Annotated in this window: 23 protein-coding genes and 1 pseudogene; 11 read left to right on the top strand and 13 right to left on the bottom strand. The window is 75.3% G+C overall.

Going from position 1 to position 24,197, the window contains the following annotated elements; all coding sequences use genetic code 11:
- The 3 genes and pseudogenes from ACFXDE_RS40320 to ACFXDE_RS40330 form a co-directional block, all read left to right on the top strand.
- Positions 1-389: pseudogene (locus ACFXDE_RS40320) on the top strand (hypothetical protein); the annotation flags it as partial.
- A 153-nt stretch (positions 390-542) separates the two neighbouring features.
- Positions 543-980 (top strand): sec-independent translocase, encoded by a 438-nt coding sequence (locus ACFXDE_RS40325; protein WP_380438202.1) that lies wholly within the window; start codon positions 543-545, stop codon positions 978-980.
- Positions 981-1,205: 225 nt separating this feature from the next.
- Positions 1,206-1,883, top strand: a complete 678-nt coding sequence (locus ACFXDE_RS40330; protein ID WP_380438204.1) for a hypothetical protein — start codon at positions 1,206-1,208, stop codon at positions 1,881-1,883.
- Positions 1,884-1,971: 88 nt separating this feature from the next.
- Here ACFXDE_RS40330 and ACFXDE_RS40335 read toward each other — a convergent pair whose 3' ends face one another.
- From ACFXDE_RS40335 to ACFXDE_RS40350, 4 genes are all read right to left on the bottom strand, one after another.
- Entirely contained in the window at positions 1,972-3,132 is a 1,161-nt protein-coding gene (locus ACFXDE_RS40335; RefSeq protein WP_380438206.1) for an Mrp/NBP35 family ATP-binding protein, read from the bottom strand.
- Positions 3,133-3,188: 56 nt separating this feature from the next.
- The gene (locus ACFXDE_RS40340; protein ID WP_380438280.1) at positions 3,189-3,776 is read right to left on the bottom strand and encodes a DUF1003 domain-containing protein; all 588 of its coding nucleotides are present in this window, start codon (positions 3,774-3,776) and stop codon (positions 3,189-3,191) included.
- 40 nt (positions 3,777-3,816) lie between these two features.
- A complete protein-coding gene (locus tag ACFXDE_RS40345) occupies positions 3,817-5,112 on the bottom strand; it encodes a magnesium transporter MgtE N-terminal domain-containing protein (protein WP_380438208.1) in 1,296 nt (431 codons plus the stop codon).
- Positions 5,113-5,249: 137 nt separating this feature from the next.
- Complete coding sequence (locus ACFXDE_RS40350; RefSeq protein ID WP_380499237.1) at positions 5,250-5,783, bottom strand: hypothetical protein; 534 nt, start codon at positions 5,781-5,783, stop codon at positions 5,250-5,252.
- Between the two features lie 135 nt (positions 5,784-5,918).
- On the opposite strand from ACFXDE_RS40350, the gene ACFXDE_RS40355 reads away from it, so the two are divergent.
- The gene (locus ACFXDE_RS40355; protein ID WP_380499238.1) at positions 5,919-6,842 is read left to right on the top strand and encodes a DMT family transporter; all 924 of its coding nucleotides are present in this window, start codon (positions 5,919-5,921) and stop codon (positions 6,840-6,842) included.
- Positions 6,843-6,868: 26 nt separating this feature from the next.
- On the opposite strand, the gene corA is transcribed toward ACFXDE_RS40355, so the two are convergent.
- Positions 6,869-7,993 carry a magnesium/cobalt transporter CorA gene (gene corA, locus ACFXDE_RS40360; protein ID WP_380499239.1) on the bottom strand — a complete coding sequence of 375 codons (1,125 nt, stop codon included), beginning with the start codon at positions 7,991-7,993 and terminating at the stop codon, positions 6,869-6,871.
- Positions 7,994-8,340: 347 nt separating this feature from the next.
- Here corA and ACFXDE_RS40365 point away from each other — a divergent pair, with 347 nt between their 5' ends.
- The gene (locus tag ACFXDE_RS40365) at positions 8,341-8,979 is read left to right on the top strand and encodes a suppressor of fused domain protein (RefSeq protein WP_380499240.1); all 639 of its coding nucleotides are present in this window, start codon (positions 8,341-8,343) and stop codon (positions 8,977-8,979) included.
- 138 nt (positions 8,980-9,117) lie between these two features.
- On the opposite strand, the gene ACFXDE_RS40370 is transcribed toward ACFXDE_RS40365, so the two are convergent.
- From ACFXDE_RS40370 to ACFXDE_RS40390, 5 genes are all read right to left on the bottom strand, one after another.
- Positions 9,118-9,978 (bottom strand): PHP domain-containing protein, encoded by an 861-nt coding sequence (locus ACFXDE_RS40370; protein ID WP_380499242.1) that lies wholly within the window; start codon positions 9,976-9,978, stop codon positions 9,118-9,120.
- Between the two features lie 46 nt (positions 9,979-10,024).
- Positions 10,025-10,663 carry a DUF6758 family protein gene (locus ACFXDE_RS40375; RefSeq protein WP_380438221.1) on the bottom strand — a complete coding sequence of 213 codons (639 nt, stop codon included), beginning with the start codon at positions 10,661-10,663 and terminating at the stop codon, positions 10,025-10,027.
- Between the two features lie 319 nt (positions 10,664-10,982).
- Positions 10,983-11,141: a hypothetical protein gene (locus ACFXDE_RS40380; protein WP_359963543.1), complete on the bottom strand. Its 159-nt coding sequence runs from the start codon at positions 11,139-11,141 to the stop codon at positions 10,983-10,985.
- A 343-nt stretch (positions 11,142-11,484) separates the two neighbouring features.
- Positions 11,485-12,396, bottom strand: a complete 912-nt coding sequence (locus ACFXDE_RS40385) for an alpha/beta fold hydrolase (RefSeq protein WP_380499243.1) — start codon at positions 12,394-12,396, stop codon at positions 11,485-11,487.
- A 137-nt stretch (positions 12,397-12,533) separates the two neighbouring features.
- A complete protein-coding gene (locus ACFXDE_RS40390) occupies positions 12,534-14,471 on the bottom strand; it encodes a DEAD/DEAH box helicase (RefSeq protein WP_380499244.1) in 1,938 nt (645 codons plus the stop codon).
- Between the two features lie 709 nt (positions 14,472-15,180).
- Here ACFXDE_RS40390 and ACFXDE_RS40395 point away from each other — a divergent pair.
- Entirely contained in the window at positions 15,181-15,906 is a 726-nt protein-coding gene (locus ACFXDE_RS40395) for a ferritin-like fold-containing protein (protein WP_380438227.1), read from the top strand.
- A 19-nt stretch (positions 15,907-15,925) separates the two neighbouring features.
- Here ACFXDE_RS40395 and ACFXDE_RS40400 read toward each other — a convergent pair whose 3' ends face one another.
- The 3 genes from ACFXDE_RS40400 to ACFXDE_RS40410 all read right to left on the bottom strand — a co-directional run bounded on the left by ACFXDE_RS40400 (position 15,926) and on the right by ACFXDE_RS40410 (position 17,414).
- Positions 15,926-16,252 carry a hypothetical protein gene (locus tag ACFXDE_RS40400; protein ID WP_380438229.1) on the bottom strand — a complete coding sequence of 109 codons (327 nt, stop codon included), beginning with the start codon at positions 16,250-16,252 and terminating at the stop codon, positions 15,926-15,928.
- A 128-nt stretch (positions 16,253-16,380) separates the two neighbouring features.
- The gene (locus ACFXDE_RS40405; protein ID WP_359963217.1) at positions 16,381-16,608 is read right to left on the bottom strand and encodes a DUF3107 domain-containing protein; all 228 of its coding nucleotides are present in this window, start codon (positions 16,606-16,608) and stop codon (positions 16,381-16,383) included.
- A gap of 164 nt (positions 16,609-16,772) precedes the next feature.
- A complete protein-coding gene (locus tag ACFXDE_RS40410; protein WP_380499245.1) occupies positions 16,773-17,414 on the bottom strand; it encodes a TetR/AcrR family transcriptional regulator in 642 nt (213 codons plus the stop codon).
- A gap of 234 nt (positions 17,415-17,648) precedes the next feature.
- Here ACFXDE_RS40410 and ACFXDE_RS40415 point away from each other — a divergent pair, with 234 nt between their 5' ends.
- The 5 genes from ACFXDE_RS40415 (at position 17,649) to moeZ (ending at position 24,142) form a co-directional block, all read left to right on the top strand.
- Positions 17,649-18,566 (top strand): alpha/beta fold hydrolase, encoded by a 918-nt coding sequence (locus tag ACFXDE_RS40415; RefSeq protein ID WP_380499247.1) that lies wholly within the window; start codon positions 17,649-17,651, stop codon positions 18,564-18,566.
- Positions 18,567-18,792: 226 nt separating this feature from the next.
- Entirely contained in the window at positions 18,793-20,475 is a 1,683-nt protein-coding gene (locus ACFXDE_RS40420; protein ID WP_380499248.1) for a DUF3492 domain-containing protein, read from the top strand.
- Positions 20,475-21,581, top strand: a complete 1,107-nt coding sequence (locus ACFXDE_RS40425) for a hypothetical protein (RefSeq protein WP_380499249.1) — start codon at positions 20,475-20,477, stop codon at positions 21,579-21,581. The genes ACFXDE_RS40420 and ACFXDE_RS40425 overlap by 1 nt, the downstream gene beginning before the upstream one ends.
- A gap of 136 nt (positions 21,582-21,717) precedes the next feature.
- Positions 21,718-22,719, top strand: coding sequence for an NAD-dependent epimerase/dehydratase family protein (locus ACFXDE_RS40430; RefSeq protein WP_380499251.1), 1,002 nt, complete (start codon positions 21,718-21,720; stop codon positions 22,717-22,719).
- A 244-nt stretch (positions 22,720-22,963) separates the two neighbouring features.
- The gene (moeZ, locus tag ACFXDE_RS40435) at positions 22,964-24,142 is read left to right on the top strand and encodes an adenylyltransferase/sulfurtransferase MoeZ (protein ID WP_380438241.1); all 1,179 of its coding nucleotides are present in this window, start codon (positions 22,964-22,966) and stop codon (positions 24,140-24,142) included.
- The last annotated feature ends 55 nt before the right edge of the window (positions 24,143-24,197 follow it).

Below are 24,197 nucleotides of genomic sequence, written 5' to 3' on the forward strand. Positions count from 1 at the left end.
GGGCCGTCCTGCGCCCGCTGATGGGCCGCCGCGCCGCGCGCCCCGAGGCCCCGGCCCGGCCGCAGCCCGCCGCCGCGGTGGCCGTGGTCCGGCCGTCCGCGCCGCGCGGGCGCCGCTTCGTCTTCGCCGCCGCCGGCGCCTTCTCGGTGGCCGCGGTGACGCTGGGCGGCGTCGGCGGCCTGAGCGCGCAGAGCGAGGACCAGCACGGTACGTCGGTGAGCCCGGTCGGCTCGGCCGGCACCCCCGGCCGCGGCGGTGGGCTGGTCCCGATGAACGCGCAGGTCCCGGTGGACTTCCCGGGCTTCCCGGTCGCCGCGACGCGTGAGGCGACCCCCTTGCCGGACCGCCCGGCGGGCGGGCTGACCGCCCTGCACCGGGAACTCCGCTAGGCCCGGTCCTCAAGACCCGCGCCACAGCGCCGCTCGCGGACGGCTTCCGGCCATCGGCCGGTCTTTACCACGGGTTCATCACACCGTGGACCGGAGACCCGCCGATGGCCATTACCCTGTAGGAACCGTCGTCCGGCGAGCTAGGGAGCATAGGTGTTCAGCGACGTAGGCGGGCTGGAGATCCTGACCCTGATCGTCATGGCGATCATCATCTTCGGCCCCGACAAGCTTCCGAAGCTGATCCAGGACACGATGGGCTTCATCCGCAAGGTCCGCTCCTTCGCCGACAGCGCGAAGGAGGACATCCGCAGCGAGCTCGGCCCGGAGTTCAAGGACTTCGAGTTCGAGGACCTGCACCCCAAGACCTTCGTCCGCAAGCAGCTCATGGGCGGCAACGAGGACCCGCTGGGCCTCAAGGACATGAAGGACTCGCTGGACATCCGGTCGGTCCTGGACGACAAGCCCACGGGCCCGGTGAACGGCCGCGCCGGCAGCGTCAGCTTCGACAAGGCCGCCGCCCCGGCCGCCGCCTCCGCCGGCCCGCCGCTCCAGCCCGGCGAGCGCCCCCCGTTCGACCCCGACGCGACCTGACCGCGCCCCCGCGCCGTCGCTCTTCGGCCACGCCGCCGCCCCGCTCGCCCGCACGGTTGAGCGGGGCGGCGGCGTGCGCGCCGCTATTGTGCTGATTGTTCCCGTCGAGCTGTCCGTCAGTTCCCGCGCCCGCGCGGGCCGCAGGACGCGCGGCGGGGGCGCCGGGGCCCGCCACCAAGGGAGCGGGGTCCCGGCAGGCACACGTGCTTTAGAGGAGGCCCGGGGATGGACGCGACGAGTCAGGCGGGAGGGGCGACGGCCACGGCCGGCGGCCCGGTGGTCGGCGGGCAGGCCGGCCCGGCGGACCCGCTGGTGCCCTACCTGTCCGCCGACTTCCCGTGGTACGGCCTGGACGACGGCTGGACCGGCCGCCGCTACCTGATGCAGGCCGGCGCCGGCGGCCCCCGCGGCGGGGCGTCCGCCGGGGTCGACTACGGCACCCTCGGCCACGGCGAGGAGCCGGCCCGCCAGTTCGAGCCGCGCGACGTGCGCAAGTTCGCCGTCGTCGTCACCGTCGCCCGCCGCGACAGCCGCCGCAGCGCCGACAACACCGGCACCCTGGAGGCGACCTCCGCCTCCTCCGCCGCCTGGCTGGCCGGCTCCGGCCTGCTCGCCGCCACCTGGCCCGGCCAGCTGGACCGGGCGCTGCGCCAGGACTGGCTGGAACAGCAGAGCTCCCTCGCGTGGGACCTCGCCGACGACCTGGCCGGCCCCGGCTGGTCCACCCTGAGCCTGCCGGTGAACGGGCTGCCGCAGCCGTTCCGCTACCGCGAGTCCGAGTACGGCTGGGTGCTGGCCGGCGAGGCCCCCGGCGTCCTGCTGGGCGCGTACGGCCGCGGCGTCAGCGCCTACGGCGCCGGCTTCTCGACCGTCCCGGACCTGACCGCCTACACCCGCCCCTAGCGCCAAGGCACCGGCACCGGTACCGGCGCCGTCCGCGAACGCGCCGAGGGGCCGGGTGGCGCACCACCCGGCCCCTCGTGACGTACGGCTAGAACTTGTTCCTGGGCGTCAGGCCGAGCGACATGCCGGACAGGCCGCGCTGGCGCCCGCCGAGCTTGCCGGCGACGGCGCGCAGGGCGGCGCCGGCCGGGGAGTCGGGCGCGGCGAGCACGACCGGGCGGCCGTCGTCGCCGCCCTCGCGCAGGCGGACGTCGATCGGGATCGAGCCGAGCACCGGCACGGTCGCGCCGACGGTGCGGGTGAGCGCCTCCGCGACGGTCTGGCCGCCGCCGGTGCCGAAGACGTCGATCATCTCGTCGCAGTGCGGGCACGGCATGCCGGACATGTTCTCGATCACGCCGACGATCTTCTGGTGCGTCTGCACCGCGATCGTGCCGGCCCGCTCGGCCACCTCGGCGGCGGCCATCTGCGGGGTGGTGACGATCAGGATCTCGGCGTTCGGGACCAGCTGCGCCACCGAGATCGCGATGTCGCCGGTGCCGGGCGGCAGGTCCAGCAGCAGCACGTCCAGGTCGCCCCAGTACACGTCGGCGAGGAACTGCTGGAGGGCGCGGTGCAGCATCGGGCCGCGCCACACGACCGGGGCGTTGCCCGGGGTGAACATGCCGATCGAGATGACCTTCACGCCGTTCGCCTGCGGCGGCATGATCATGTCCTGGACCTGGGTGGGCCGGCCCTCGACGCCCAGCATGCGCGGCACGCTGTGGCCGTAGATGTCGGCGTCCACCACGGCGACCTTCAGGCCGTCCGCGGCCATCGCGGCGGCCAGGTTGACGGTCACCGAGGACTTGCCGACGCCGCCCTTGCCGGAGGCGACGGCGTAGACGCGGGTGAGGGTGCCGGGCTTGGCGAACGGGATCTCCCGCTCGGGGGCGCCGCCGCGCAGCAGCTGGGAGAGCTCCTTGCGCTGCTCGTCGCTCATCACGTCGAGCTCGACCTCGACGCCGCTCACGCCGGGGACCCGTCCGACCGCCTCGCGGACCCGGGTGACGATGGTCTCGCGCATCGGACAGCCGGAGACGGTCAGGTAGACCGCGACCCGCACCGCGCCGCCCTCGGCGATCTCGACCGATTTCACCATGCCGATCTCGGTGATCGGGCGGTTGATCTCCGGGTCGTTGACGGTCGACAGCGCCTGGCGCACGGAGTCCTCCGTGACGCCGGCCGCGACCTCTGTCTCGTTGGCCATGCCTTGATGGTACGGCGCCCGCCGATCCCCTTAACCCGTCGGTAGCGTGCCGCCGGTCACAGCGCCTCGCTGGTCTCCCGGCGCTCCTCGATCTCCTTCAGCAGGGACTGGAGTTCGGAACGGATGAAGTCCCGGGTCGCGACCTCGCCGAGGCCCTGGCGCAGCGCCGCCACCTCGCGGGTCAGGTACTCGGTGTCGGCGATGTTGCGGTCGCTGCGGGCCCGGTCCTGCTCCATGTTGACGCGGTCCCGGTTGTCCTGGCGGTTCTGCGCGAGCAGGATCAGCGGCGCCGCGTAGGAGGCCTGCAGCGACAGGACCAGGGTCAGGAAGATGAACGGGTAGGAGTCGAAGCGCACGTCGTCCGGGAGGAGGGTGTTCCAGGCCACCCAGATGATGATCACCACGGTCATCCAGACGATGAACCGTCCGGTGCCGAGGAAGCGGGCGATGCGCTCGGAGAGCTTGCCGAAGGCCTCCGGGTCGTACGAGGGCAGGGAGAGCAGGCCGGGCCGGGCGGTGCGCGGCTGGTCGAACCGGGCGCGGTTGGAGCCGCTGATCGGGGAGGTCTCCAGGCGCTCGCGGCTGCTGCCCTCGCGGGTGCGCAGTTCGCGCAGCTGGCGCAGTTCCCGCAGCTCGCCGCGCAGTCGCCGGCGTGCGGGGTCGTCGTCCGCCCGTCCCTTGCGGTCAGCGTCCACCGATCGCCCCTTCCGTCTCGTGCTGGTCGTGGTCCCGGGCGTGCAGCGCGGCGTCGCGCCAGTCCTCCGGCAGCAGGTGGTCGAGCACGTCGTCGACGGTGACGGCGCCGAGCAGGTGGTCCGCGTCGTCGACGACCGGGGCCGCGACCAGGTTGTAGGTCGCCAGGTAGCTGGTGATCAGCGGCAGCGGGGTGTCCGGCGGCAGCGGATCGAGGTCGTCGTCGACCAGCGAGCCGACCAGGACGTACGGGGGCTCGCGCAGCAGCCGCTGGAAGTGCACGGTGCCGAGGTAGCGGCCGGTCGGGGTCTCGTTGGGCGGGCGGCAGACGAAGACCTGGGCGGCGAGCGCGGGCTTGTGGTCGCGCACCCGGATCCGGGCGAGGGCCTCGGCGACCGTCGCGTCCGGCTCCAGCACGACCGGCTCGGTGGTCATCAGACCGCCCGCGGTGTCCTCCTCGTAGGACAGCAGGCGGCGCACCGGCTCGGCCTCGTCCGGCTCCATCAGCTGGAGCAGGCGCTCGGCCTCGTCGTTCGGCAGCTCGGAGAGCAGGTCGGCGGCGTCGTCCGGGTCCATCGCCTCCAGGACGTCGGCGGCGCGCTCCTCCTGGAGCTTGCCGATGATCTCGACCTGGTCGTCCTCGGGGAGCTCCTCCAGGACGTCGGCGAGCCGCTCGTCGTCGAGCGCGGCGGCCACCTCGGCGCGGCGCTTGGCGGACAGGTGGTGCATCACGCCGGCGAGGTCGGCGGGGCGCAGCTGCTCGAAGGTGGCGAGCAGGTTGGCCGCGCCCTGGTCCTGTTCGAGCAGGGCGAAGCCGGTGACGTCCTGCCAGTCCAGGGTGAGCCGCTCGCCCTTGCCCTTGCGCAGCCGTCCGGCCCGGCCGACCTGGACGAAGACCTTGCTGATCTCCCACTCGCGCAGCCGGCTCTGGACCATGCCGACGTCCAGCACGGTGACCGGCTCGTCGGTCTTCGACCACGTGACGGTGCGGTCCAGCAGCTCGGCGAGGACGAGGGTCTCGGCGGGGCGCTGCTCGAAGCGGCGCAGGTTGATCACGCCGGTGGTGAGCACCTGGCCGGACTCCAGGCTGGTGATCCTGGTCATCGGGAGGAAGATCCGGCGCCGTCCGACCACCTCGACCACGAGTCCGAGCACCCGCGGCGGGCGCCCGCCCAGGCGCAGCGTGACGACCACGTCGCGGACCCGGCCGACCTGGTCCCCGTTCGGGTCGAAGACCGCGATCGCGGAGAGATGGGAGATGAAGACCCGGGTGCCTGGCCCTGCCATGAACTCCCTCGACTCGCTCGACCGGTCCGAAACCGTGCTGGGCGCGCGCCGCGGCGCACCCGTTGGCCAAGGCTACCCGCGGCGTGCGGGAGCGGCCCGACGAGGCACCGTCGCGACGGAGTACCGGAGGCGAACCTTCAGCGGCGCTTGAACAGCAGTTTGGGCAGGCCGGCCGGGATCGGCCGGCGGGTGGTCGCCGGGGTCGCCGGCGGCACGGCGGCGTGCGAGCCGTCCGGCATCGCGCCCGGGCGCTCGGCCAGGGCGCCGGCCGGCTCCAGCCGCAGCACCCGGCACTCGCGGGCCCAGCGGTCGGCGATGGTGTCGGTGTCGGGCGCGTTCAGCCGCTTGCCCTTGAGCTCCTCGACCGCGCCCAGCCAGGCCTCGCTGTGCGGGGCCAGTTCGGTGACCCGGGCCGGCCAGCCGGTGAGCCGCCCGCCCTTGTCCTTGCTGCGGACGGTGACCACGGCGCCGGAGCCGGCGGCCAGGCCGTGCAGCGGCTGCTCGCCGCCGTCGCCGACGACGACCACGGCGCCGTCGTGCCACGCGTGCCAGACCGGGCGGGACTGCTCCTGGCCGTCGGCGCGGACCCAGAGCAGTCCGGACTTCTTCGCGGCCTCCTCCAGGAGGGCCTGGTCGAGGAAGTCGTCGGCGGTGGCGGGCGTACGGTCCATGGCGCACAGCGTACGGCCTCCGCCTCGTACGGGCCGTCTCACCCGTCGGGCGACAGTTCCATCGCTCTGGCACGGGCCTTACGGTGAGACCCGCTCAGCCACCCCGCCAGCCACCCTCGCCCGCGAAGGAGCGCCGTGCCCGCCGCCCGGCCCGCCACCGCCCCCGCGCCCACCGCCGGTGCGTCCCCCTCGCACCCGCTGCCCACCCTCGACCTCCTGCTGCTCGCCGTCTCCATCAGCGGCATCTCGCTCTCCGGCCCGCTGATCAGCGCCACCGCCGCGCCCGCGCTCGCGATCGCGTTCTGGCGCAACGTCATGTCGGTCGGCGTGATCGGCCCGTACGCGCTGCTGCGCCACCGCGCCGAGCTGCGCGGGATCGGCCGGCGGGCGCTGCTGCTCGCGGCCGCGGCCGGCGCCCTGCTCGCGCTGCACTTCGCACTCTGGATGCCGAGCCTGCGGATGACCTCGGTGGCCTCGGCGACCGCCCTGGTCACCACGTCCCCGCTGTGGACGATCCTGCTGATGCGGCTGTTCGGGACCCGGGCGCCCCGGATGGTCTGGCTCGGCATGGGCGCCGCCTTCGCCGGCGTGCTGGTGCTCACCGGCGTCGACCTCTCGCTCTCCCCGCGCGCGCTGCTCGGCGACGCCCTCGCGCTCGGCGCGGGCCTGGCCGCGGCCGGGTACATGCTGCTGGGCGCGGAGGTCCGCAAGACCGTCAGCACCACCGCGTACACGCTGGTCTGCTACGCCACCACGGCGGTCGTGCTGCTGGGGATCTGCTTGGCCGCCGGGACGCGGATGTCCGGCTGGCCGGCCGGGGTGTGGTGGCAGATCGTGCTGCTGATGGTCGCCGCGCAGTTCCTCGGCCACTCGCTGAGCAACCGCGTGGTGCGCACGCTCGGCCCGTCCGTCACCTCCACCGCCATCCTGCTGGAGGCCCCGGGCGCGGCGCTGATCGCGGCGCTCTGGCTCGGCCAGTGGCCCCCGGCGGCCGCCTACCCGGCGGTGGTGCTGATCCTGCTCGGCCTGGTGCTGGTGGCCCGCGCCGGGCGGCGCTGACGGCGTCCCGCCGGCCGGGGCGTGCGCTACAGCCAGCCGTTGCGGCGGAAGCCGCGGTACATCGCCACGCAGATCACGGCCACCGTGCCGAGCACCAGCGGGTAGCCGAACCGGTGGTGCAGCTCGGGCATGTAGTCGAAGTTCATGCCGTACACGCCGGTGATCATGGTGGGCACGGCGAAGATCGCGGCCCAGGCGGTGATCTTGCGCATGTCCTCGTTCTGCGCGACGGACACCTGCGCGAGGTTCGCCTGGAGCAGTGAGTTGAGCAGTTCGTCGAAGCCGTGCACCTGCTCGGTCACCCGCGCCAGGTGGTCGGCGACGTCCCGGAAGTACTTCTGGACGTCCGGGTCGACGAGCCCCTGCTGCGGCTCCGAGAGCTGCTGCATCGGGCGCAGCAGCGGGACCACCGCCCGCTTGAACTCCAGCACCTCGCGCTTGAGCTGGTAGACCCGGCCGACGTCGGTGCCGCGCCCGCCGCGGTTGCAGAAGACGTCGAACTCGATCTCGTCCACGTCGTTCTGCAGCCGCTCGGCGACCAGCAGGTAGTTGTCCACGACGTGGTCGGCGATCGCGTGCAGCACCGCGGCCGGGCCCTTGGCGAGCAGCCCGGCCTCGTCCGCGTCCGCCTCCAGCCGGTGGCGCAGGTCCTGGAGCGAGCCGTGGCCGCCGTGCCGGACGGTGATCACGAAGTCCCGCCCGGCGAAGACCATCAGCTCGCCGGTCTCCACGACCTCGCTGGTCGGCGTCAGCTGGTCGTGCTCGACGTAGCGGATCGTCTTGAACACCGCGAACAGCACGTCGTCGTAGCGCTCGACCTTGGGCCGCTGGTGCGCGTGCACCGCGTCCTCGACCGCGAGCGGGTGCAGCCCGAAGCGCTGGGCGATGCCCTCGAACTCCTCCTCGGTCGGCTCGTGCAGTCCGATCCAGCTGAACGAGCCCGCTCCGCCCGGCAGTTGACGCGCGGCCCGGACCCGCCGGGCGGCCTCGCGCGGGCTGCAGCGCTGCCCGTGCCGACGGCCGTCCTGGTAGACCGCGCAGTCCACCACGGCCGAGCCGGCATCACCCGGCGGCACGGTGTCGTAGCGGCCGGTGGCCGGACGCCGGCGGCCCGGGCGGACGGCGGCACGCAGGCTGTTGATCATCGACATGGCAGGCTCCCTGGAACAGGAGCCGCCGCACGTGCGGCGCGAGCGGGCGGAGGGCCGCGGGTGCGACGGCGAGGAACACCGGTGAAGGGCGGGGAGCTCTCCCGGCCGGTTTCTCCGCGGGCCGCCCCCGGTCGCCGCTACGGGATCAGCGGGCGGGGCGGGACGTGCGGGAAGGGCGCTGGGGAGAGCTGCCGGTACTCCGATCTCGGCCGGTATCCACCGCAACCACCTCCTTCGCGCCGCGGCCCCGGAAGGCCCGAACTCATGGTTCCCGGTGGCCAGTCGCTCACCCTAACATCCGGCCGGCGACCGGCGCCGGGCCCGGTGCGCGGGATACGCTCACGGGCATGGCGCACGACTTCCCGATCTTCGGCGACCCCCACGGCTCCTCCCCGGAACTCTCCCGGGAGGCGGTGCTGGCGGCCGTCGAGGCCCGGCTGATCGCCACCTTCGGCGAGCCGAGCGGCCGCGCCGCGGTCACCTTCCTCGGCACCGACCGGATCGAGCTGCTGCGCTTCGGCCCGGACGCCGCCGGCCTCGTCCGCTACACGACCCTCGGCATGGCCGCCGCCCCGATGGCCGACCCGACCGCGATGGTCGCCGACCAGGTGCGCGGCCCGCGCGCCGAACTCGTCCTGACCGTCCGCGGCGGACGCGACGACGTGCTGCGCAGCCTCGCCACCTTCGCCGCCACGCCGCAGGTGGAGGGCCTGGTGGTGGCCCCCGGCGGCTCGCTGGACCTGGGCTCCCCGCTGTGGGCGGGCGCGCCGTTCACCTCGGTCCTGGTCGCCGAGCCGGGCGGCCTGGTGCCGGACCTCGACCTGGACGAGCCGGCCGACCCGGTGCGCTTCCTCCCGCTGCTGCCGATGACCCCCAACGAGGCCGGCTGGAAGCGCGTCCACGGCGCCGCCGCCCTCCAGGAGCGCTGGCTGGAGCACGGTACGGACCTGCGCGACCCGGAACGCCGCGGCGTCCGCCTGGACTGACGGGGCGCCACCCGGGGTGCGGCTCTCGGCTCAGGCCGGGGCCCTGCGATCCGGACCGGAAGGCACGCCCGGGCGCGCGCTCCGGGCGCACCCCGCCCCGGCGCTCCCGCACGCCCGCGCGGCTCCGCGCGCGCGGGCTCAGCCCCCGATCGGCTTCGCGCCGGTGGCCTGGGCCAGCAGCGCCTCGTACACCCCGGGGTCGGTGGTGTGCTCGCCGAGCCGGACGGTCTTGCGCTCGCCGTGGTAGTCGCTGGACCCGGTGACCAGCAGCCCGAGCTCGCCGGCGAGGCCGCGCAGCCGGGCCCTGGTCTCCTCGTCGTGGTCGGTGTGGTCGACCTCCAGCCCGGCCAGCCCGGCCGCCGCGAGCCCGGCGATCACCTCGTCGGAGACGGTCCGCCCGCGCTTGACCGCGCCGGGGTGGGCGAACACCGGCACGCCGCCGGCCGCCCGGACCAGCCGGACCGCCTCGGCCGGGTCGGTCTCGTGCTTGCGGACGTCCGCCCGGCCGCCGTTGGCGAGCCACTCGGCGGTGAAGGCGTCCGAGACGGTCGCCACCACGCCGGCCTCGACCAGCGCGCTCGCGATGTGCGGCCGGCCCACCGAGCCCTCGCCCGCGATCCGCTTCACCTGCTCCCAGCCGATGTCCGCCCCCAGCTCCCGGCAGCGCTCGACGATCGCCTGCCCGCGCCGGAACCGGTCGGTGCGCACCAGCTCCCGCTCGGCCGCGAAGGCCGGCTCGGCCGGGTCGAACAGGTACGCCAGCAGGTGCATGCTGATGCCGTCCACGACGCAGGACAGCTCGGCCCCCGGCACGAGGGTCAGCGCGGTGCCGGCCGGCAGCGCGTGCACGGCCGCGGCGGCCTCGGCGTGCCCCGCGACGGTGTCGTGGTCGGTGAGCGCGACGACGTCGAGGCCCGCGGCCACCGCCGCCGCGACCAGCTCGGCCGGGCTGTCGGTGCCGTCGGACGCGGTGCTGTGGGCGTGCAGGTCGATGCGCACGGGTCGGACCTCCTGGAGCTCGCGGATGCGGCCCAGGATAGGGCGCTCAGCCCAGGAGCCGGGGGGAGAGGGCCCCGCAGGGCAGGAGGTCCAGTTCGGCGCCCGCCTCGCGCAGGTCGGTGAGGACGAGCTCGTCGTACATCACCAGCGCGGACTGCTCGGGCCACGCGACGGCCCACAGCCAGAGCCCGCGGGCCTCGCCGACGAACACGGCGCGGTCGGCCGGGGCGTCCGGGACGTGGAACATCGGGGTGGGCCGCCCGGCGGCCATCAGCTTGGCGTCGGCGGGCTTGTAGAGGGCGACGGACTCGCCCGGGTCGGGACCGGGCATCCCGGCGTAGCGGGCGCCGAGGCCGACGCCCAGCTCCTCCGCCACCAGCACCAGCTCGCCGAAACCGCCGAGCGGGGCCGGCCCGGAACAGGCGACGGCGGTGGCGCGGGCGCCGGAGACGTCGTCGCCGACGTGCGCGATGCCGGTGTAGAGCCAGCCGACCGGCAGCGGCCAGGGCAGCCACACCGGGACCTGGGAACGGGCGACGGCCACGCCGAGCGCCTCCACGCTCGGGGGCAGCACCGGCTGCATCGGGTGCACGGCTCCGTGCTGGTCGCACTGCCAGGTGTCCGAAAACAGGCCGGGGGCGCGGACCCGACCGGCGCACCTCGGGCAGCTGGGCTCGCCCCTCATAGCCGACAACGCTCCTCCCTCCGGACCGCCGCGTCAAGGACGATCACCCGTACGGAGGGTTCGGCGGCACCTGTCGGTGGCGGGACGCCCGGCCCGGCGCGGGTGGGCGCGGGTGCGGGCGGCTCAGGTTGGGGGATGTCCAGCGGCGGGGGGCGGCAAACGTCGGGCCGGTGGGGCCGGGCGGGGCCCGGACGCACTGACGCCCCGTCATCGGCGATAGCGGTGACGGGGCGTCAGTCGGGTTTCGGCACGTCCGGATCGGACGCTCCGGGCTCGTCGGCGGCGGGCGGGGTCTCCCGGTCGGAGGCGCCGCGCGGGGTCAGACGGTCGGGCACGGACGGATGAGCAGGCGCTCGCCGGTGCGGGCGGCGGCCTGCACGACCTCGCGGACGGTCTCGGCGTCGGCGATCAGGCGGTCGGTCGCGGAGCCGTTGGCGTCGTCCAGCCGGACGATCTCGAAACGCATGGGCTTCGTCATGGGCGTCTCCTTTCCTCGCCCCGCGTCGCGGGGCGGTTGCGGCTGAGTCGGTATCAGCCCTTCCAGGGTCTTGCGGGCGGTCCGGCGATGGGGCCGGATCGCGCGGCTCGTACGTGTGGCGGTCTGCTGCGGCAAGGGCTCCCCCTGCTTGCCCGGTGCTGCTGGTGCCTCGTGGACCACGGTGTCGTGGCGGTGCTTCCGGGCCGTTGCCCGTCCGTTAAGTACTGGTTTCAGTGGATTGAAACCCGCGGAGGGCCGGCGATGATTCCCGGACAGAATCAAAGATTACCGTAACTAACGACTTTTGTCCTCTGTTGAACGCGGTCGAACTTCGAGAAGTGGTTCAGACCACGTCGGGCGAGACCCCGCCACCGGCCCAGAATGCGGCCAGCGCCTGCGCCGTCGCGGCCGGGCGCTCGGCGTTGGGGGAGTGGCCGGCGTCCTCGACGACCACGCGGCGGGCGCCGAGCCGCTCCGCCATGCGCGTCTGTGCCGGCACCGGCCAGGCGTGGTCCCGCACGCCGGAGAGCACCAGCACGGGCAGCCCGGCGGTGGCGGCGGCCAGCTCGTCGACCCGGTCGGGCCCGGCGACCAGGTGGCCGCCGGTGACGGCCAGCGCGCGCGGCACGTTGGCCAGCCAGCGGCGGTGCAGGAACGCGGCGACGTCGGCGGCCGGGCGCTCCTTCCGATCGCCGCCGCCCTCCTCCATCTGCTGCATGACCTGCCAGATCTCCTCCAGGCTCAGCACCGGCAGCGCGTCCAGCAGCAGCTTGGTGCGGGCCGCCTCGGCCGGGTCGATGGCGCCCGCGCCGGTGGACATCAGCGTCAGCGAGGCCCACGGCAGGGCCCCCTCGGCCGCCGCCGCGAGCACCGCCTCCCGCACCACCTGCCCGCCGAAGGAGTGCCCCACGACGTGCAGCGGCCGGCCGTCGCCGGCCTCCCCGGCGAGGGCCCGGGTGAGCGCCCGGACGTCCTCCCCGAGGGCCCCGACGGCGTACGCGGCCGGATCGTCGGGCCCGCCGGTCTCGTGCTGCCCGCGCTGGTCGACGGCCGTCACCCGGTACCCGGCCGCCGCGAGCGGCTCCAGCAGCGCGATGAAGTCCTCCTTGCTGCCGGTGAACCCGGGCACCAGGAGCGCCGACCCGCGCACCTCGCCGGCCGGCTCGGCCCGCAGCGCCGCGAATCCGCCCCGCTCGGTCGCGACCCGCACGGCGCGGGCACAACGGGGAAGGGTGAGGAACGGCGGCGTGCTCATGGGCCTGCTCTCCTGCGTGCGTCGTACGACTACCCGGGCGAAGCCCGAGCCTAGGGCGTGTCTCCACGCCCCCGGGAACGCCGGAGGGGGTGGGCAGGCCCGTTGTCGGCCCGCCCACCCCCTCCGGGGTGGGTGCGTCAGCTCTCCGGGGTCGCCTCGGCGGCCTTGCGGGCGCGCGTCCGGCGGCGCGGGGCCGGGACCTCGGCGGTCTCGGCGGCCGCAGCCTCGGTCTCGGCCTTGGGCTTGCGGGTCCGGGTGCGCGCGGCGGGCTTCTCCTCGGCCGGGGCCTCGGTGACGGCGGCGTCGGCCACGGTCTCGGCCTTCGGCTTGCGGGTGCGCGTCCGGGGGGCGGGCTTCTTCTCCTCGGCCGGAGCCTCGGTGACGACGGCCTCCGCCACGACCTCGGCCACGACGGCCTCGGCGGCCTCGACCACGACCTCCGCCTTGGGCTTCCGCGTCCGGGTCCGGGTGCGCGCGGCCGGCTTCTCCTCGGCCGGAGCCTCGGTGGCCGCCACGGCCTCGGCGACGACGGCCTCGGCGGCCTCGACCACCGCGGCCTCGGCCACGGCAGCCTCGGCGCCCGACGCGCCACCGCGCGAGCGGCGGCGACGACGGCGCGGCGCGGCCTCGCCCTCGGCGCCCTCGACGGCCGGGGCCGTCGCGGCGGACGCGGTCACCGCGGCAGCGGCCTCGCCCTCGGCGCCGACCTCGGAGCCCCGGCGGGTGCGCCGGCGCTCGCGGGTCCGCTTCGGCTTCTCCTCGGCCGCCTCGACGGCCGGGCCGCCCGGACGGCCGGAGCGACCGGAGCCGCCCGAGCCGCCGGAGCCGTTCGAGCCGGCGGACCCGCCGCGGCCACCCCGGCCGGAGCGCGCCCCGCGCCCGCCGGTCTCGCCGAGGTCCTCGACCTCCTCCGCGCCCAGGCCGGCGCGGGTGCGCTCCGAGCGGGGCAGGATGCCCTTGGTGCCCGGCGCGATCTTCAGCAGCTCGTAGAGGTGCGGCGAGGTGGAGTAGGTCTCCTCCGGCTCGTTGAACGGCAGGTCCAGCGCCTTGTTGATCAGCTGCCAGCGCGGGATGTCGTCCCAGTCGACCAGGGTGACGGCGGTGCCGGAGGCGCCGGCCCGGCCGGTGCGGCCGATCCGGTGCAGGTAGGTCTTCTCGTCCTCGGGGCACTGGTAGTTGATGACGTGCGTGACGCCCTCGACGTCGATGCCGCGGGCGGCGACGTCGGTGCACACCAGCACGTCGACCTTGCCGTTGCGGAAGGCCCGCAGGGCCTGCTCGCGGGCGCCCTGGCCGAGGTCGCCGTGGACCGCGCCGGCCGCGAAGCCGCGCTGGGTCAGCTGGTCGGACACGTCGGCGGCGGTGCGCTTGGTGCGGCAGAAGATCATCGCGAGCCCGCGGCCGTCGGCCTGCAGGATGCGCGAGACCATCTCGACCTTGTCCAGCGAGTGCGCACGGAAGATGTGCTGCTCGATGTTGGCGACGGTCGCGCCGGTGTCGTCCGGCGCGGCGGCCCGGATGTGCGTGGGCTGGCTCATGTACCGGCGGGCGAGGTTGATGACCTGGCCCGGCATGGTGGCCGAGAACAGCAGGGTCTGCCGCTTGGCCGGCAGCATGGTGATGATCTTCTCGACGTCGGGCAGGAAGCCCAGGTCGAGCATCTCGTCGGCCTCGTCCAGGACCAGCGCGCGGACCCGGGACAGGTTGAGCTTCTTCTGGCCGGCCAGGTCGAGCAGGCGCCCCGGGGTGCCGACGACGATGTCGACGCCCTTGGTGAGCGCCTCCACCTGCGGCTCGTACGCCCGGCCGCCGTACACGGCGAGGACGCGCACGTTGCGGACCTTGCCGGCGGTCTGCAGGTCGTTGGTGACCTGGGTGCACAGCTCGCGGGTCGGGACGACGATCAGCGCCTGCGGGAAGTCGGTGAGCTGTTCCTCGGTGGCGCGGCCGGCGTCCACGTCGGCGCGCACGACGACCCGCTCGATCAGCGGGAGGCCGAAGCCGAGGGTCTTGCCGGTGCCGGTCTTGGCCTGGCCGATGACGTCGTGGCCGGTCAGCGCGACCGGCAGGGTCATCTCCTGGATGGGGAACGGGTGGACGATGCCGACGGCCTCCAGGGCCTCGGCGGTCTCCGGGAGGATTCCCAGCTCTCGGAACGTCGTCTTGATGGGTTCAGCGGTGGTGGACAGGGTGCTGCCTCTTCCGTGTGGGAGGGGCCGAGAGCGAGCGGCGGGCGGGCGGGCGCGCGGCTGCGTACGGACCTGGACGGTCCTGAAACAGCTGCGCGGACGCACAACCGCGCCGGTCCCTGCGGCCGGCCGGTGCGCGCGGCCCGATGGCGGGGCGCGTCGCCGGCGGCGTCGGGGAGGATTCCCGTGAGGGACCTGCGCGGGACCTCCGCCGGGTGGGCGCGGTCTCGGCGGCCCTCGCTCGGCCACTGATGCGGTGCCAAGGCTTGAAGTCCAAGCCATGGTCGGAGCCGATCGGCTCTCCGACCGGGCATCCGCGTACGTGAGTACCCGTGCCTCCGATGCGGACACGTCCGAGGGGACGGTGCCGCTGGGGAGCGGGCTTGCGCGGGACACCGAGACGGCGGTGACACCGTGCGAGCACGACGGGGCTCCGTACCACCATACAGTCAGGCGACGACTCGAACACGTGACGCGTCTGACATTGCCCCCGGCGACCGGCGCGTGACCGGGCGTTCCGGGTGGTCACCCGGCACGCCCGGGGGCGGCCGGTGCGTGTGGGGGAGCCGGGCGGGCGGGACTAAGGTGGCGGGTCATGGAGACCCATGGTGAGACGCAGGACGAGGCCGGCTCGATCGGCGACTGGGCGAGCTGCTCGGCCGACCCGGGCTACCGCGCGGCGGTGCTGGACCTGCTCGGCGCCCTCGCGTACGGCGAGCTGAGCGCCTTCGAGCGGCTCGCCGAGGACGCCAAGCTGGCGCCCGACCTCGCCGACAAGGCGGCCCTGGCCCGGATGGCCTCCTCCGAGTTCCAGCACTACCAGCGCCTGCACGACCGGCTCGCCGAGATCGGCGCGGACCCGCAGGAGGCCATGCGCCCCTTCGTCGAGCCGCTGGAGCTGTTCCACCGCATGACGGCGCCCTCGGACTGGCTGGAGGGCCTGGTCAAGGCCTACGTCGGCGACGCCATCGCGACGGACTTCTACCGCGAGGTGGCCGTCCGCCTCGACGACGACACCCGGGACCTCGTCCTCGGCGTCATGTCCGACACCGGCCACGCCCAGTTCGCCGTCGACAAGGTGCGCCAGGCGATCGAGGCCGACCCGCGGGCCGGCGGCCGGCTCGCCCTGTGGGGCCGGCGGCTGATGGGCGAGGCGCTCAGCCAGGCCCAGCGGGTGGTCGCCGAGCGTGACGCGCTGTCCAACCTGCTGGTCGGCGGCGTGCAGGTGCAGGGCTTCGACCTGGTCGAGGTCGGCAAGATGTTCAACCGGATCACCGAGGCGCACACCAGGCGGATGGCCGCCCTCGGCCTGGCCTCCTAGGGCCTCCCGCCGACGCGCCCTACGCCGGCCGGTGCCGCCGCGGCGCGCGGTGGGCGCCCCCGCGGTGCGGGTGGTGCCGGTGCGCCGGGGCCCGGCCGGCGGCCACGTCGGGCCGGGCCAGCATCGAGGTGAGCACCACCGAGGCGACCGCCGCCGCGAAGGCCGCTCCGGCCGGGTAGCGCCCGGCCAGGCCGAAGGCCGCGACCGCCCCGCCGACCAGCGCCGCCGCCACCGCGGTGCCGAGCACCAGGGCGCGGGCCGCCGGGAAGTACGCCGGCAGCGCCAGGAGCGCGGCCAGGCCCACGACCAGGCCGACGAGGGCGAAGACGATCGACTCGACCAGCAAGGCTGCCTCCCCGGGGGACGGGCGCGCGGCACTCGAACGGCCGCACCTGCGCCCTACCCCGGTCCGACCGGCCGTACACGCAACGGTGCCCCGCTCCCTCGGGGGGAACGGGGCACCGGGCGGGCGACTCAGAGAGTGCCGAAACCGACCTTGCGGACGGCCTGCTCGCCGATCTCCACGTACGCCAGGCGCTCGGCCGGGACGATGACGCGGCGGCCGTGCTCGTCGGTCAGCGAGAAGAGCTTCGAGCTGCCCTCCAGCGCCTTGGCGACCGCGCTCTCGACCTCATCGGCAGTCTGCGTGCTCTCGATCACGATCTCGCGCGGCGCGTTCTGCACGCCGATCTTGACCTCCACGGCTTCCGTCCCTCCGGGGTTGCAGCCATCCACGCGCGGGCACCGGAGCGCCTGGGACAAGCGTTCGCGACGACCGCGCCGTACGGCTTCACCATAGAGCACGCGATCACCGCGGAGGCGAAGGTCAGCGGATCACCGGAGCCCACCGCGGTCGCGGGCCGCCCCTAGGCGGACTCGCCCGTCGGGTGCATCGGGAAGCCCTTCAGACCGCGCCAGGCGAGGCTGGCGACCAGCCGGACCGCCTCGTCGCGCGGGATCTCCAGGCCCTGCGACAGCCAGTAGCGGGCAGTGATCTGGGCGAGGCCGCAGACCCCGGCCGCGAGCAGCTTGGACTCCGCCTCGGGCAGGTCCGTGTCCTCCTGGATCACCTGGCTGACCAGCGTCGCGCTGGCCTCCGAGGCCCGCTCGACCCGCTCGCGCACGGCCGGCTCGTTGGTCAGGTCCGACTCGAAGACCAGCCGGAAGGCGCCCGACTCGCTGGAGACGTAGTTGAAGTACGCCTCCATCGTCGCGGCCACCCGCAGCTTGTTGTCGATTGTGGTGGACAGCGCCTCGCGGGTCGACTCCACGAGGGCGTCGCAGTGCTTGTCCAGCAGCGCCAGGTAGAGCTCCAGCTTTCCGGGGAAGTGCTGGTAGAGCACCGGCTTGCTGACCCCGGCGCGGTCGGCGATGTCGTCCATGGCGGCCGCGTGGTAGCCCTGCGCGACGAACACCTCCTGGGCGGCACCGAGCAGTTGTTCACGGCGGGCGCTTCGCGGCAGGCGGGCACCGCGCGGGCGCTCCTGCGCCTCCTGGATGGCCGTCACGGCGCTCCTCACTTCGGGGTTCGTACGGGGCTGCGAGGTGACCGATTCTACTTTTCGGTAACCGCGTCCGCGTTCGGCGGACGTGAGAAAAGCCCCCGGCCTCCTTGTCAGGAGCCCACAATACGGCGCTGACCTCGGCATCGGCAGTGGTGTGACGGGGGCGGAACGGCCCGGCCACGCAGGGTGCCCGCCCGGCGGCGGCCGCCCGGCCGGCGCTCACTACCATCGTCCCCCATGAGCGGCGCTGAGCAGCAGATGCGGTCGGTCGAGGTCCCCGGTGCGGTGCTCGCGGTGCACCGGCCGGCCGGTGCGGGCGAGCCCGGCGCGCAAGGGGCGGACGGGCGGGAGCCGGGGCTGTTCGTGCACGGGCTCGGCGGCTCGGCCGGCAACTGGACGGCCCTCATGGGCCTGCTCGCCGACCGGATCGACGGCGAGGCCGTGGACCTGCCCGGCTTCGGCGCCTCCGCGCCGCCCGCGGACGGCAACCTGAGCGTCAACGGCCACGTCCGGGCCGTCATCGGCTACCTGGAGGCCGCCGGCCGCGGCCCCGTTCACCTCTTCGGCAACTCGCTGGGCGGCGCCGTCGCCGTCCGGCTCGCGGCCCTGCGTCCCGACCTCGTCCGCACCCTCACCCTGGTCTCGCCCGCGCTGCCCGAGCTGCCGCCGCAGCGCACCGCCTGGCCGACCGGCCTGCTCGCGGTGCCCGGTCTGCCCGGTCTGCTGGGCCGGCTCCCGGCGGGCGCGCGCGGCCCCGAGGAGGCCGCCGACGGCATCCTGCGGCTGGTCTACGGCGACCCGGACGGGCTGCCCGCGGCCACCCGGGCCGAGGTGGTGGCCGAGTACCGGCGCCGGCTCGCGGTGCCGCACGCGGCGCGGGCCCTGGTCGGCTCGGTGCGCGGGATCGTCTCCGCCTACACCGAGCGCGGCGACCAGGCGCTGTGGCGGCAGGCCGGGCAGGTGCGCGTGCCGGTGCTGCTCGTGTACGGGCTGCGCGACAAGCTCGTCTCCTACCGCTCGGCCCGGCGGGCCTGCGCGGCCTTCGCGGACGCCCGGCTGCTGGTGCTCCCGGAGTCCGGGCACGTGGCGATGATGGAGCACCCCGGGCAGGTGGCGCGCGAGGTGCGGGAGCTGCTGGCCGCCCGCGCCCGGTAGCGGCGGCGCTAACGGCCCCGTTCGCGGCGAGGTCACGCCGGTTCACTCGTTCAGGTGGCAACCAGGCATGTGACCGATGGATGGCCGCGGGCCGGTCCTACCTTTCTGCTGCCGGACCGAACAGGTGTGGGGGGAGAGCCACACACGCCGCGCCACACGGCGGGCAGCAGGCGGTCGGCCACCAGCTTCCGCAGCCCCCGGGAGGGGCAGCAAGAGGAGGTCTTCCGTGCGCGTCGCGCTGCTCACCGAGGGTGCCCGTCCGTACCCGGGCCGTGGCACCGGACCCTGGTGCGACCGGCTGGCCGAGGGCCTGCCGGAGCACGGGTTCGAGCTCTACCTGCTCACCGGCCCGGACGCCCTCGGCGTCGGGGACCGGATCTCGCCCGCCTGGCGCGGGGTCCACGAACTGGCGCTGTGGGGGCGCAGGCCGGCCGGGCGGGCCCCCGGCGCACTCCGCAGACGCCAGTACGCGCGGGCGTACGAGGAACTGGTGCGCGCCCTGGTCCTGCCGGGCGAGCGCCACGGGTTCGGGGCCGGGCTGTACCGGCTGGCCGCGCTCGCCCGGGAGGACGCCGGCCTGTCCGCCTTCCTGGCCTCCGCGCACGCCCGCCGCGCCCTGGAGCGGGTCTGGCGGCTGCCCGGCGCGGACACCTCGGCCGGGCAGCCGCTGGTGTGCGACGTCCTGGTCGCCGCCGACCTCCTGGAGCAGTGCCTGCGCCCGCTGTCCGCGCCCTGGTACGGCACCGGGCCCGGCGGCCTCGGCGGCGCCGACCTGTGCCACGTCGTGGGCGGCGGCCCGGCCGCGCTGCCCGCCCTGGTGGCCCGGCACCTGCACGGCGTCCCGTTCGTCGTCACCGAGCACGGGCTGCACCTGCGCGAGCAGTACCTCGGCTACCGCGAGGCGCCCTACCGGTGGCCCGTCCGGGCCCTGCTGCTGGCGTTCTTCCGGGCGCTCACCGAGGAGACGTACCGGCAGGCCGCGATACTGACCCCGGGCAGCGCGCACGACCAGCAGTGGCAGCGCCGCTGCGGGGCGGACCCGGCGCGCACCCGGGTGGTGTACGAGGGCACGCCCGCGGTGTCCCGGCCCGCCGCCGGACCGGAACCGGCCGCGCCGACCCTGACCTGGGCGGGCGCCCTGGAACCCGGCCGCGACACCGAGCTGATGCTGCACGCCTTCGCCCGGGTGCGGGCCGAACTCCCCGACGCCCGGCTCGTCGTCCACGGCGAGGAGGCGCGGCCCGGCTACCTCGCGCACTGCGCGGCGCTGGCCGGCCGGCTCGGGATCGCGGCGGCGGTGGACTTCGCCGGGCGGCCCGACTCGCTCGCCGCGGCCTGGGAGAGCGGCACGGTGGCGGTGTTCTCCGCGCTGGCCCAGCGCCGGCCGCGGCTGCTCGCGGACGCGATGCTGAGCGGCCGGGCGGTCGTGTCGACCGACGTCGGGGTGGCCCGTGAGGTGGTCGGACCGACCGGGCTCCTGGTGCCCCCGCGCGACCCGAGCGCCCTGGCCGGCGCCTGCCTGGCGCTGCTGCGCGACGAGGAGCGGCGCTCGCGGCTCGGGCTCGCCGGACGGCTCAGGGCGCAGGAACGCTTCGCCGTCGAACCGGTGATCGGCGCCTTCCGGGAGATCTACCTGGAGCTCGTCTCGCAGTTCCCGGCCTTCCCGGACGGCGGGGGCGGCGGCACGCCCGGCGAGCGGCCCCGCCCGTTCGCCCGCCCCGCCGAGTTCTGGCTGCGCGGCGGCGCCGACGGGGTCGGCCGCAGCGCCCCCGACGACGCGGCCGAGGACGGCGGCGACGGAGCGCGGGAGCGCGGGGGCCGGCTGCGGACCCCCGCCCGTCCGGCGGCACTCCGGGCGGACGGCGGGAGCCTGGAGACGGACCCCGGCGCCCTCGCGGAGGCGGTCTGATGTCCGCGGGCGGCGCGGGGGCGGGGGGCGGTGCCGGCCGCCCCTCGGGCGATCCGGTGCGCGAGGTGATGGCCGAGCACCGGGCGCTGTGCGAGCGGGCCGTCGACCCGCTGGAGATCGCCGCCGGGCTGGAGGAGGCGGGCCTCGGCGCCGAGGCGGCGGCCCGCTGCCGGCACGCCGACCTGTTCGCGCTGGCCGACGAGTTGTACGCGCGCGTGCCGCGCCGCCCGTACGTGCCGCCGCAGCCCCCCGGCCGGGAGTGCGGCGCCGCCGCCAGGGCCACGCTCGTCGCCGTCGCCCTGGCCGCCCCGCCGTGCGCGGCGGTGGCCTGGTTCGGGGCGCGCTGGCCGGTGCTGCTGACCGCCGCCGTCCCGCTCGTGCTCGTCCCCGCCCTCACCGCGGACCGGCCGGCCCGCCCGCCCCGGCCGCCGTTCGCCGGCCCCGCCGCCCCCGACGGCCTCGGCCCCGAGGCCGCCCCGCCCGGCACCGGCACCCGCTGGCGCCCCGCCGCCCTCGCCTACGGCCTCGGCCTGGCCGCCCTCCTGCTGCTCCCGCCCGCGCTGCCCGGCGGGGACCGCCCGCTGACCATCGCCCTGGCGCTGGCGGCCGCCGCGTCGGCGGGGTCGGCCGAGCGGGCGGCCCGGTGGTACCGGCAGGTCGGCCGGGGCCACCTGGGCGCGGCGGGCACGCTGGCCGAGTTCCGGGCCCGGATGCGGCCGGTGCTGCCGGTCGCGGTGGCCCTGCACCTCGCCGTCCTCGCGGTGCTGACCTTCGCCGCGCTCGCCGTGCTGACCGTCGTCGCGCCGCGCCCGGGGCCGTCCCACGGGGGCGGGCTGCTGCACGTGGCCGCCGAGCGCTCCGGCGCCCTCCCGTGGGCGGCGCAGGGCGTGCTGGGCCTGCTGCTGGTGCTGCCCGCGCTGCTGGCGCGCTGCGGTCGGTGGACCGCGGCCGCGCTGGGCGCGCTCGCGGGCCCGGCCGCCACCCTGGCGGTGCTCGGGCTCGGCCGCTCCGGCCCGTCGGCCGCTCTGCTCGGCGGCGGCGTCGTCGCGGCGGTGCTGCTCGGGTACGCCTGGGCGGTGCTCGGCCGCGCCGAGGCGCACCGCTGACCCGTACCGCGCCCGTTCGTCCGTCCGCCCGCACACCCCGATCCCCTGGACCCCGGCCGTCGAACCGGCCCCCGTACATGCCCGATTTCAGCCCGCCAGGTCGACCCCGACCTCGCTTCGTGGAAGGACACCCCCGATGAGGGTGCTGCTGCTGGGTGCCGACGGCTTCATCGGCCGCCGCGTCACCGACCGTCTGCTGCTGGACCAGGAGTTGCAGGTGACGGTCCTCGGCCGGCGCGACTCGGCCGACATCCGCTTCGACCTGACCACCGGCAGCCCGGGCGCGCTGGCGCGCTTCCTGGACGCCGTCGCCCCCCAGGTGGTGATCAACTGCGCGGGCGCCACCTACGGCAGCTCGCGCACCCTGATCCGGGCGAACACGCTGGCGGTCGCCACCGTCTGCGAGGCGATCCGGCGCAGCCGGGAGCCGGCCCGGCTGGTGCACGTCGGCTCGGCGGCCGAGTACGGACCGGTGCCCGGCGGGGTGCCGGTGTCGGAGCAGGCCGAGCCGCGGCCGGTCGGCCCGTACGGGGTGTCCAAGCTGGCCGGGACGGAGCTGGTGCTGGCCTCCGGCCTGGACGCGACGGTGCTGCGGGTGTTCGACGTGGTGGGCCCGGGGGCGCCGACCGCCTCGCTGTTCGGACGGCTCGCGGAGGGGCTGCGCCGGGCGCTGGAGCGGGACGAGTCGCAGGTGCGGATGCCGGACCTGTCCGGATACCGGGATTTCGTGGACGTGCGGGACGTCGCGCGGGCGATCCAGTCGGCGGCGGTGTCGGCCGCGACCGGGGTGATCAACATCGGCAGCGGGCACGCCGTCCGGGCCCGGGACGCGGCGCAGCTGCTGGTGCGGGCGGCGGGCTTCGAGGGGTCCGTCGTGGAGGAGAACCGGCAGGTCCTGCTGCCCGCGCAGGCCGTCGTGGCGGGCGGGGACCACCCACCGGGGCACGCGCCGGGGCCGTACCTGCCGGGGCATCGCCCGGAGGGGCCGCGGGCCGAGGGCCGGCCGGCCCCGGGGGAACCGGTGCCGTGGCGGCAGGCGGACGTGCGCACCGCCAGGGACCGTCTCGGATGGCGGACGCAGGTGCCGCTGGAGGAGTCGCTCGGGGACGTCTGGCTGGAGACGGCCTGCCGGGTCTGAGCGGTCCGGGCGGCGGCCCGGCGGGCGCGTCCGGCCCGTTGGGAGGGGCCGGGGCGCCGTCCGGGGGGCCCGGGGCGGCGGGTCCACGATCCGACGCCGCCCGTCTCGCCCATCGGACGGGCTGTCTCGGAATACCGGAGGGGCGTGACACTGTTGGCGTAGCAGAGCCACCCGAGTGGCGGAGCAACATGCCCACAGACAGGCTGGCCCCGGCCACCTGAAACCGACGACCATCGGAGTTTCCGTGTCGCTGCCACCCCTGGTCGAGCCGGCCGACGAGCTCACCGTTGACGAGGTCCGCAGGTACTCGCGCCACCTGATCATCCCCGACGTGGGCATGGCCGGGCAGAAGCGGCTGAAGAACGCCAGGGTGCTCTGCGTCGGCGCCGGCGGCCTCGGCTCGCCCGCGCTCATGTACCTCGCCGCGGCCGGTGTGGGCACGCTCGGCATCGTCGAGTTCGACGTGGTGGACGAGTCGAACCTGCAGCGCCAGATCATCCACGGCCAGTCCGACATCGGCCGCTCCAAGGGGGAGTCGGCGCGGGACTCGGTCAAGGAGATCAACCCCTACGTCGACGTGATCCTCCACGAGGAGCGCCTCGACAACTCCAACGTCATGGAGATCTTCTCCGGCTACGACCTGATCGTGGACGGCACCGACAACTTCGCCACCCGCTACCTGGTGAACGACGCCGCGGTGCTGCTCGGCAAGCCGTACGTGTGGGGCTCGATCTACCGCTTCGACGGCCAGGCCAGCGTCTTCTGGGCCGAGCACGGCCCCTGCTACCGCTGCCTGTACCCGGAGGCCCCGCCGCCGGGCATGGTCCCCTCCTGCGCCGAGGGCGGCGTGCTGGGCGTGCTGTGCGCGTCGATCGGCTCGATCCAGGTGACCGAGGCCATCAAGCTGCTGGCCGGCGTGGGCGACCCGCTGGTCGGCCGGCTGATGATCTACGACGCCCTGGAGATGAACTACCGCCAGGTGAAGGTCCGCAAGGACCCGAACTGCGCGCTCTGCGGCGACAACCCGACGGTCACCGAGCTGATCGACTACGAGGCCTTCTGCGGCGTCGTGTCGGAGGAGGCGCAGGCCGCCGCCGCCGGCTCGACGATCACCTCGAAGCAGCTGAAGGAGTGGCAGGACGAGAAGGAGGACATCTTCCTGATCGACGTCCGCGAGCCCGGCGAGTACGAGATCGTCAGCATCCCCGGCGCGGTGCTGATCCCGAAGAACGAGTTCCTCATGGGCGACGCCCTGGAGAAGCTGCCGCAGGACAAGAAGATCGTGCTGCACTGCAAGTCGGGCGTGCGCTCGGCCGAGGTGCTGGCCGTGGTCAAGGCCGCGGGCTTCTCGAACGCCGTGCACCTCGGCGGCGGCGTGCTCGGCTGGGTGAACCAGATCGAGCCGCACAAGCCGGTCTACTAGGCCCGGCGCGCGCGTACGGAGGAGGGCCCCACCGCTCGGGGGTGGGGCCCTCCTC

This window comes from Kitasatospora sp. NPDC059408 (genome assembly GCF_042751525.1).
Taxonomy (GTDB): domain Bacteria; phylum Actinomycetota; class Actinomycetes; order Streptomycetales; family Streptomycetaceae; genus Kitasatospora.

Bases quoted from the DNA above. Each gene is read 5' to 3' on its own strand.
- ACFXDE_RS40330 (WP_380438204.1), top strand. From the start codon at position 1,206: ATGGACGCGACGAGTCAGGCGGGAGGGGCGACGGCCACGGCCGGCGGC.
- ACFXDE_RS40335 (WP_380438206.1), bottom strand. From the start codon at position 3,132: ATGGCCAACGAGACAGAGGTCGCGGCCGGCGTCACGGAGGACTCCGTG.
- ACFXDE_RS40345 (WP_380438208.1), bottom strand. From the start codon at position 5,112: ATGGCAGGGCCAGGCACCCGGGTCTTCATCTCCCATCTCTCCGCGATC.
- ACFXDE_RS40350 (WP_380499237.1), bottom strand. From the start codon at position 5,783: ATGGACCGTACGCCCGCCACCGCCGACGACTTCCTCGACCAGGCCCTC.
- corA (WP_380499239.1), bottom strand. From the start codon at position 7,993: ATGTCGATGATCAACAGCCTGCGTGCCGCCGTCCGCCCGGGCCGCCGG.
- ACFXDE_RS40365 (WP_380499240.1), top strand. From the start codon at position 8,341: ATGGCGCACGACTTCCCGATCTTCGGCGACCCCCACGGCTCCTCCCCG.
- ACFXDE_RS40375 (WP_380438221.1), bottom strand. From the start codon at position 10,663: ATGAGGGGCGAGCCCAGCTGCCCGAGGTGCGCCGGTCGGGTCCGCGCC.
- ACFXDE_RS40380 (WP_359963543.1), bottom strand. From the start codon at position 11,141: ATGACGAAGCCCATGCGTTTCGAGATCGTCCGGCTGGACGACGCCAAC.
- ACFXDE_RS40385 (WP_380499243.1), bottom strand. From the start codon at position 12,396: ATGAGCACGCCGCCGTTCCTCACCCTTCCCCGTTGTGCCCGCGCCGTG.
- ACFXDE_RS40390 (WP_380499244.1), bottom strand. From the start codon at position 14,471: ATGACCCTGCCGGTCGCGCTGACCGGCCACGACGTCATCGGCCAGGCC.
- ACFXDE_RS40395 (WP_380438227.1), top strand. From the start codon at position 15,181: ATGGAGACCCATGGTGAGACGCAGGACGAGGCCGGCTCGATCGGCGAC.
- ACFXDE_RS40415 (WP_380499247.1), top strand. From the start codon at position 17,649: ATGAGCGGCGCTGAGCAGCAGATGCGGTCGGTCGAGGTCCCCGGTGCG.
- ACFXDE_RS40425 (WP_380499249.1), top strand. From the start codon at position 20,475: ATGTCCGCGGGCGGCGCGGGGGCGGGGGGCGGTGCCGGCCGCCCCTCG.
- ACFXDE_RS40430 (WP_380499251.1), top strand. From the start codon at position 21,718: ATGAGGGTGCTGCTGCTGGGTGCCGACGGCTTCATCGGCCGCCGCGTC.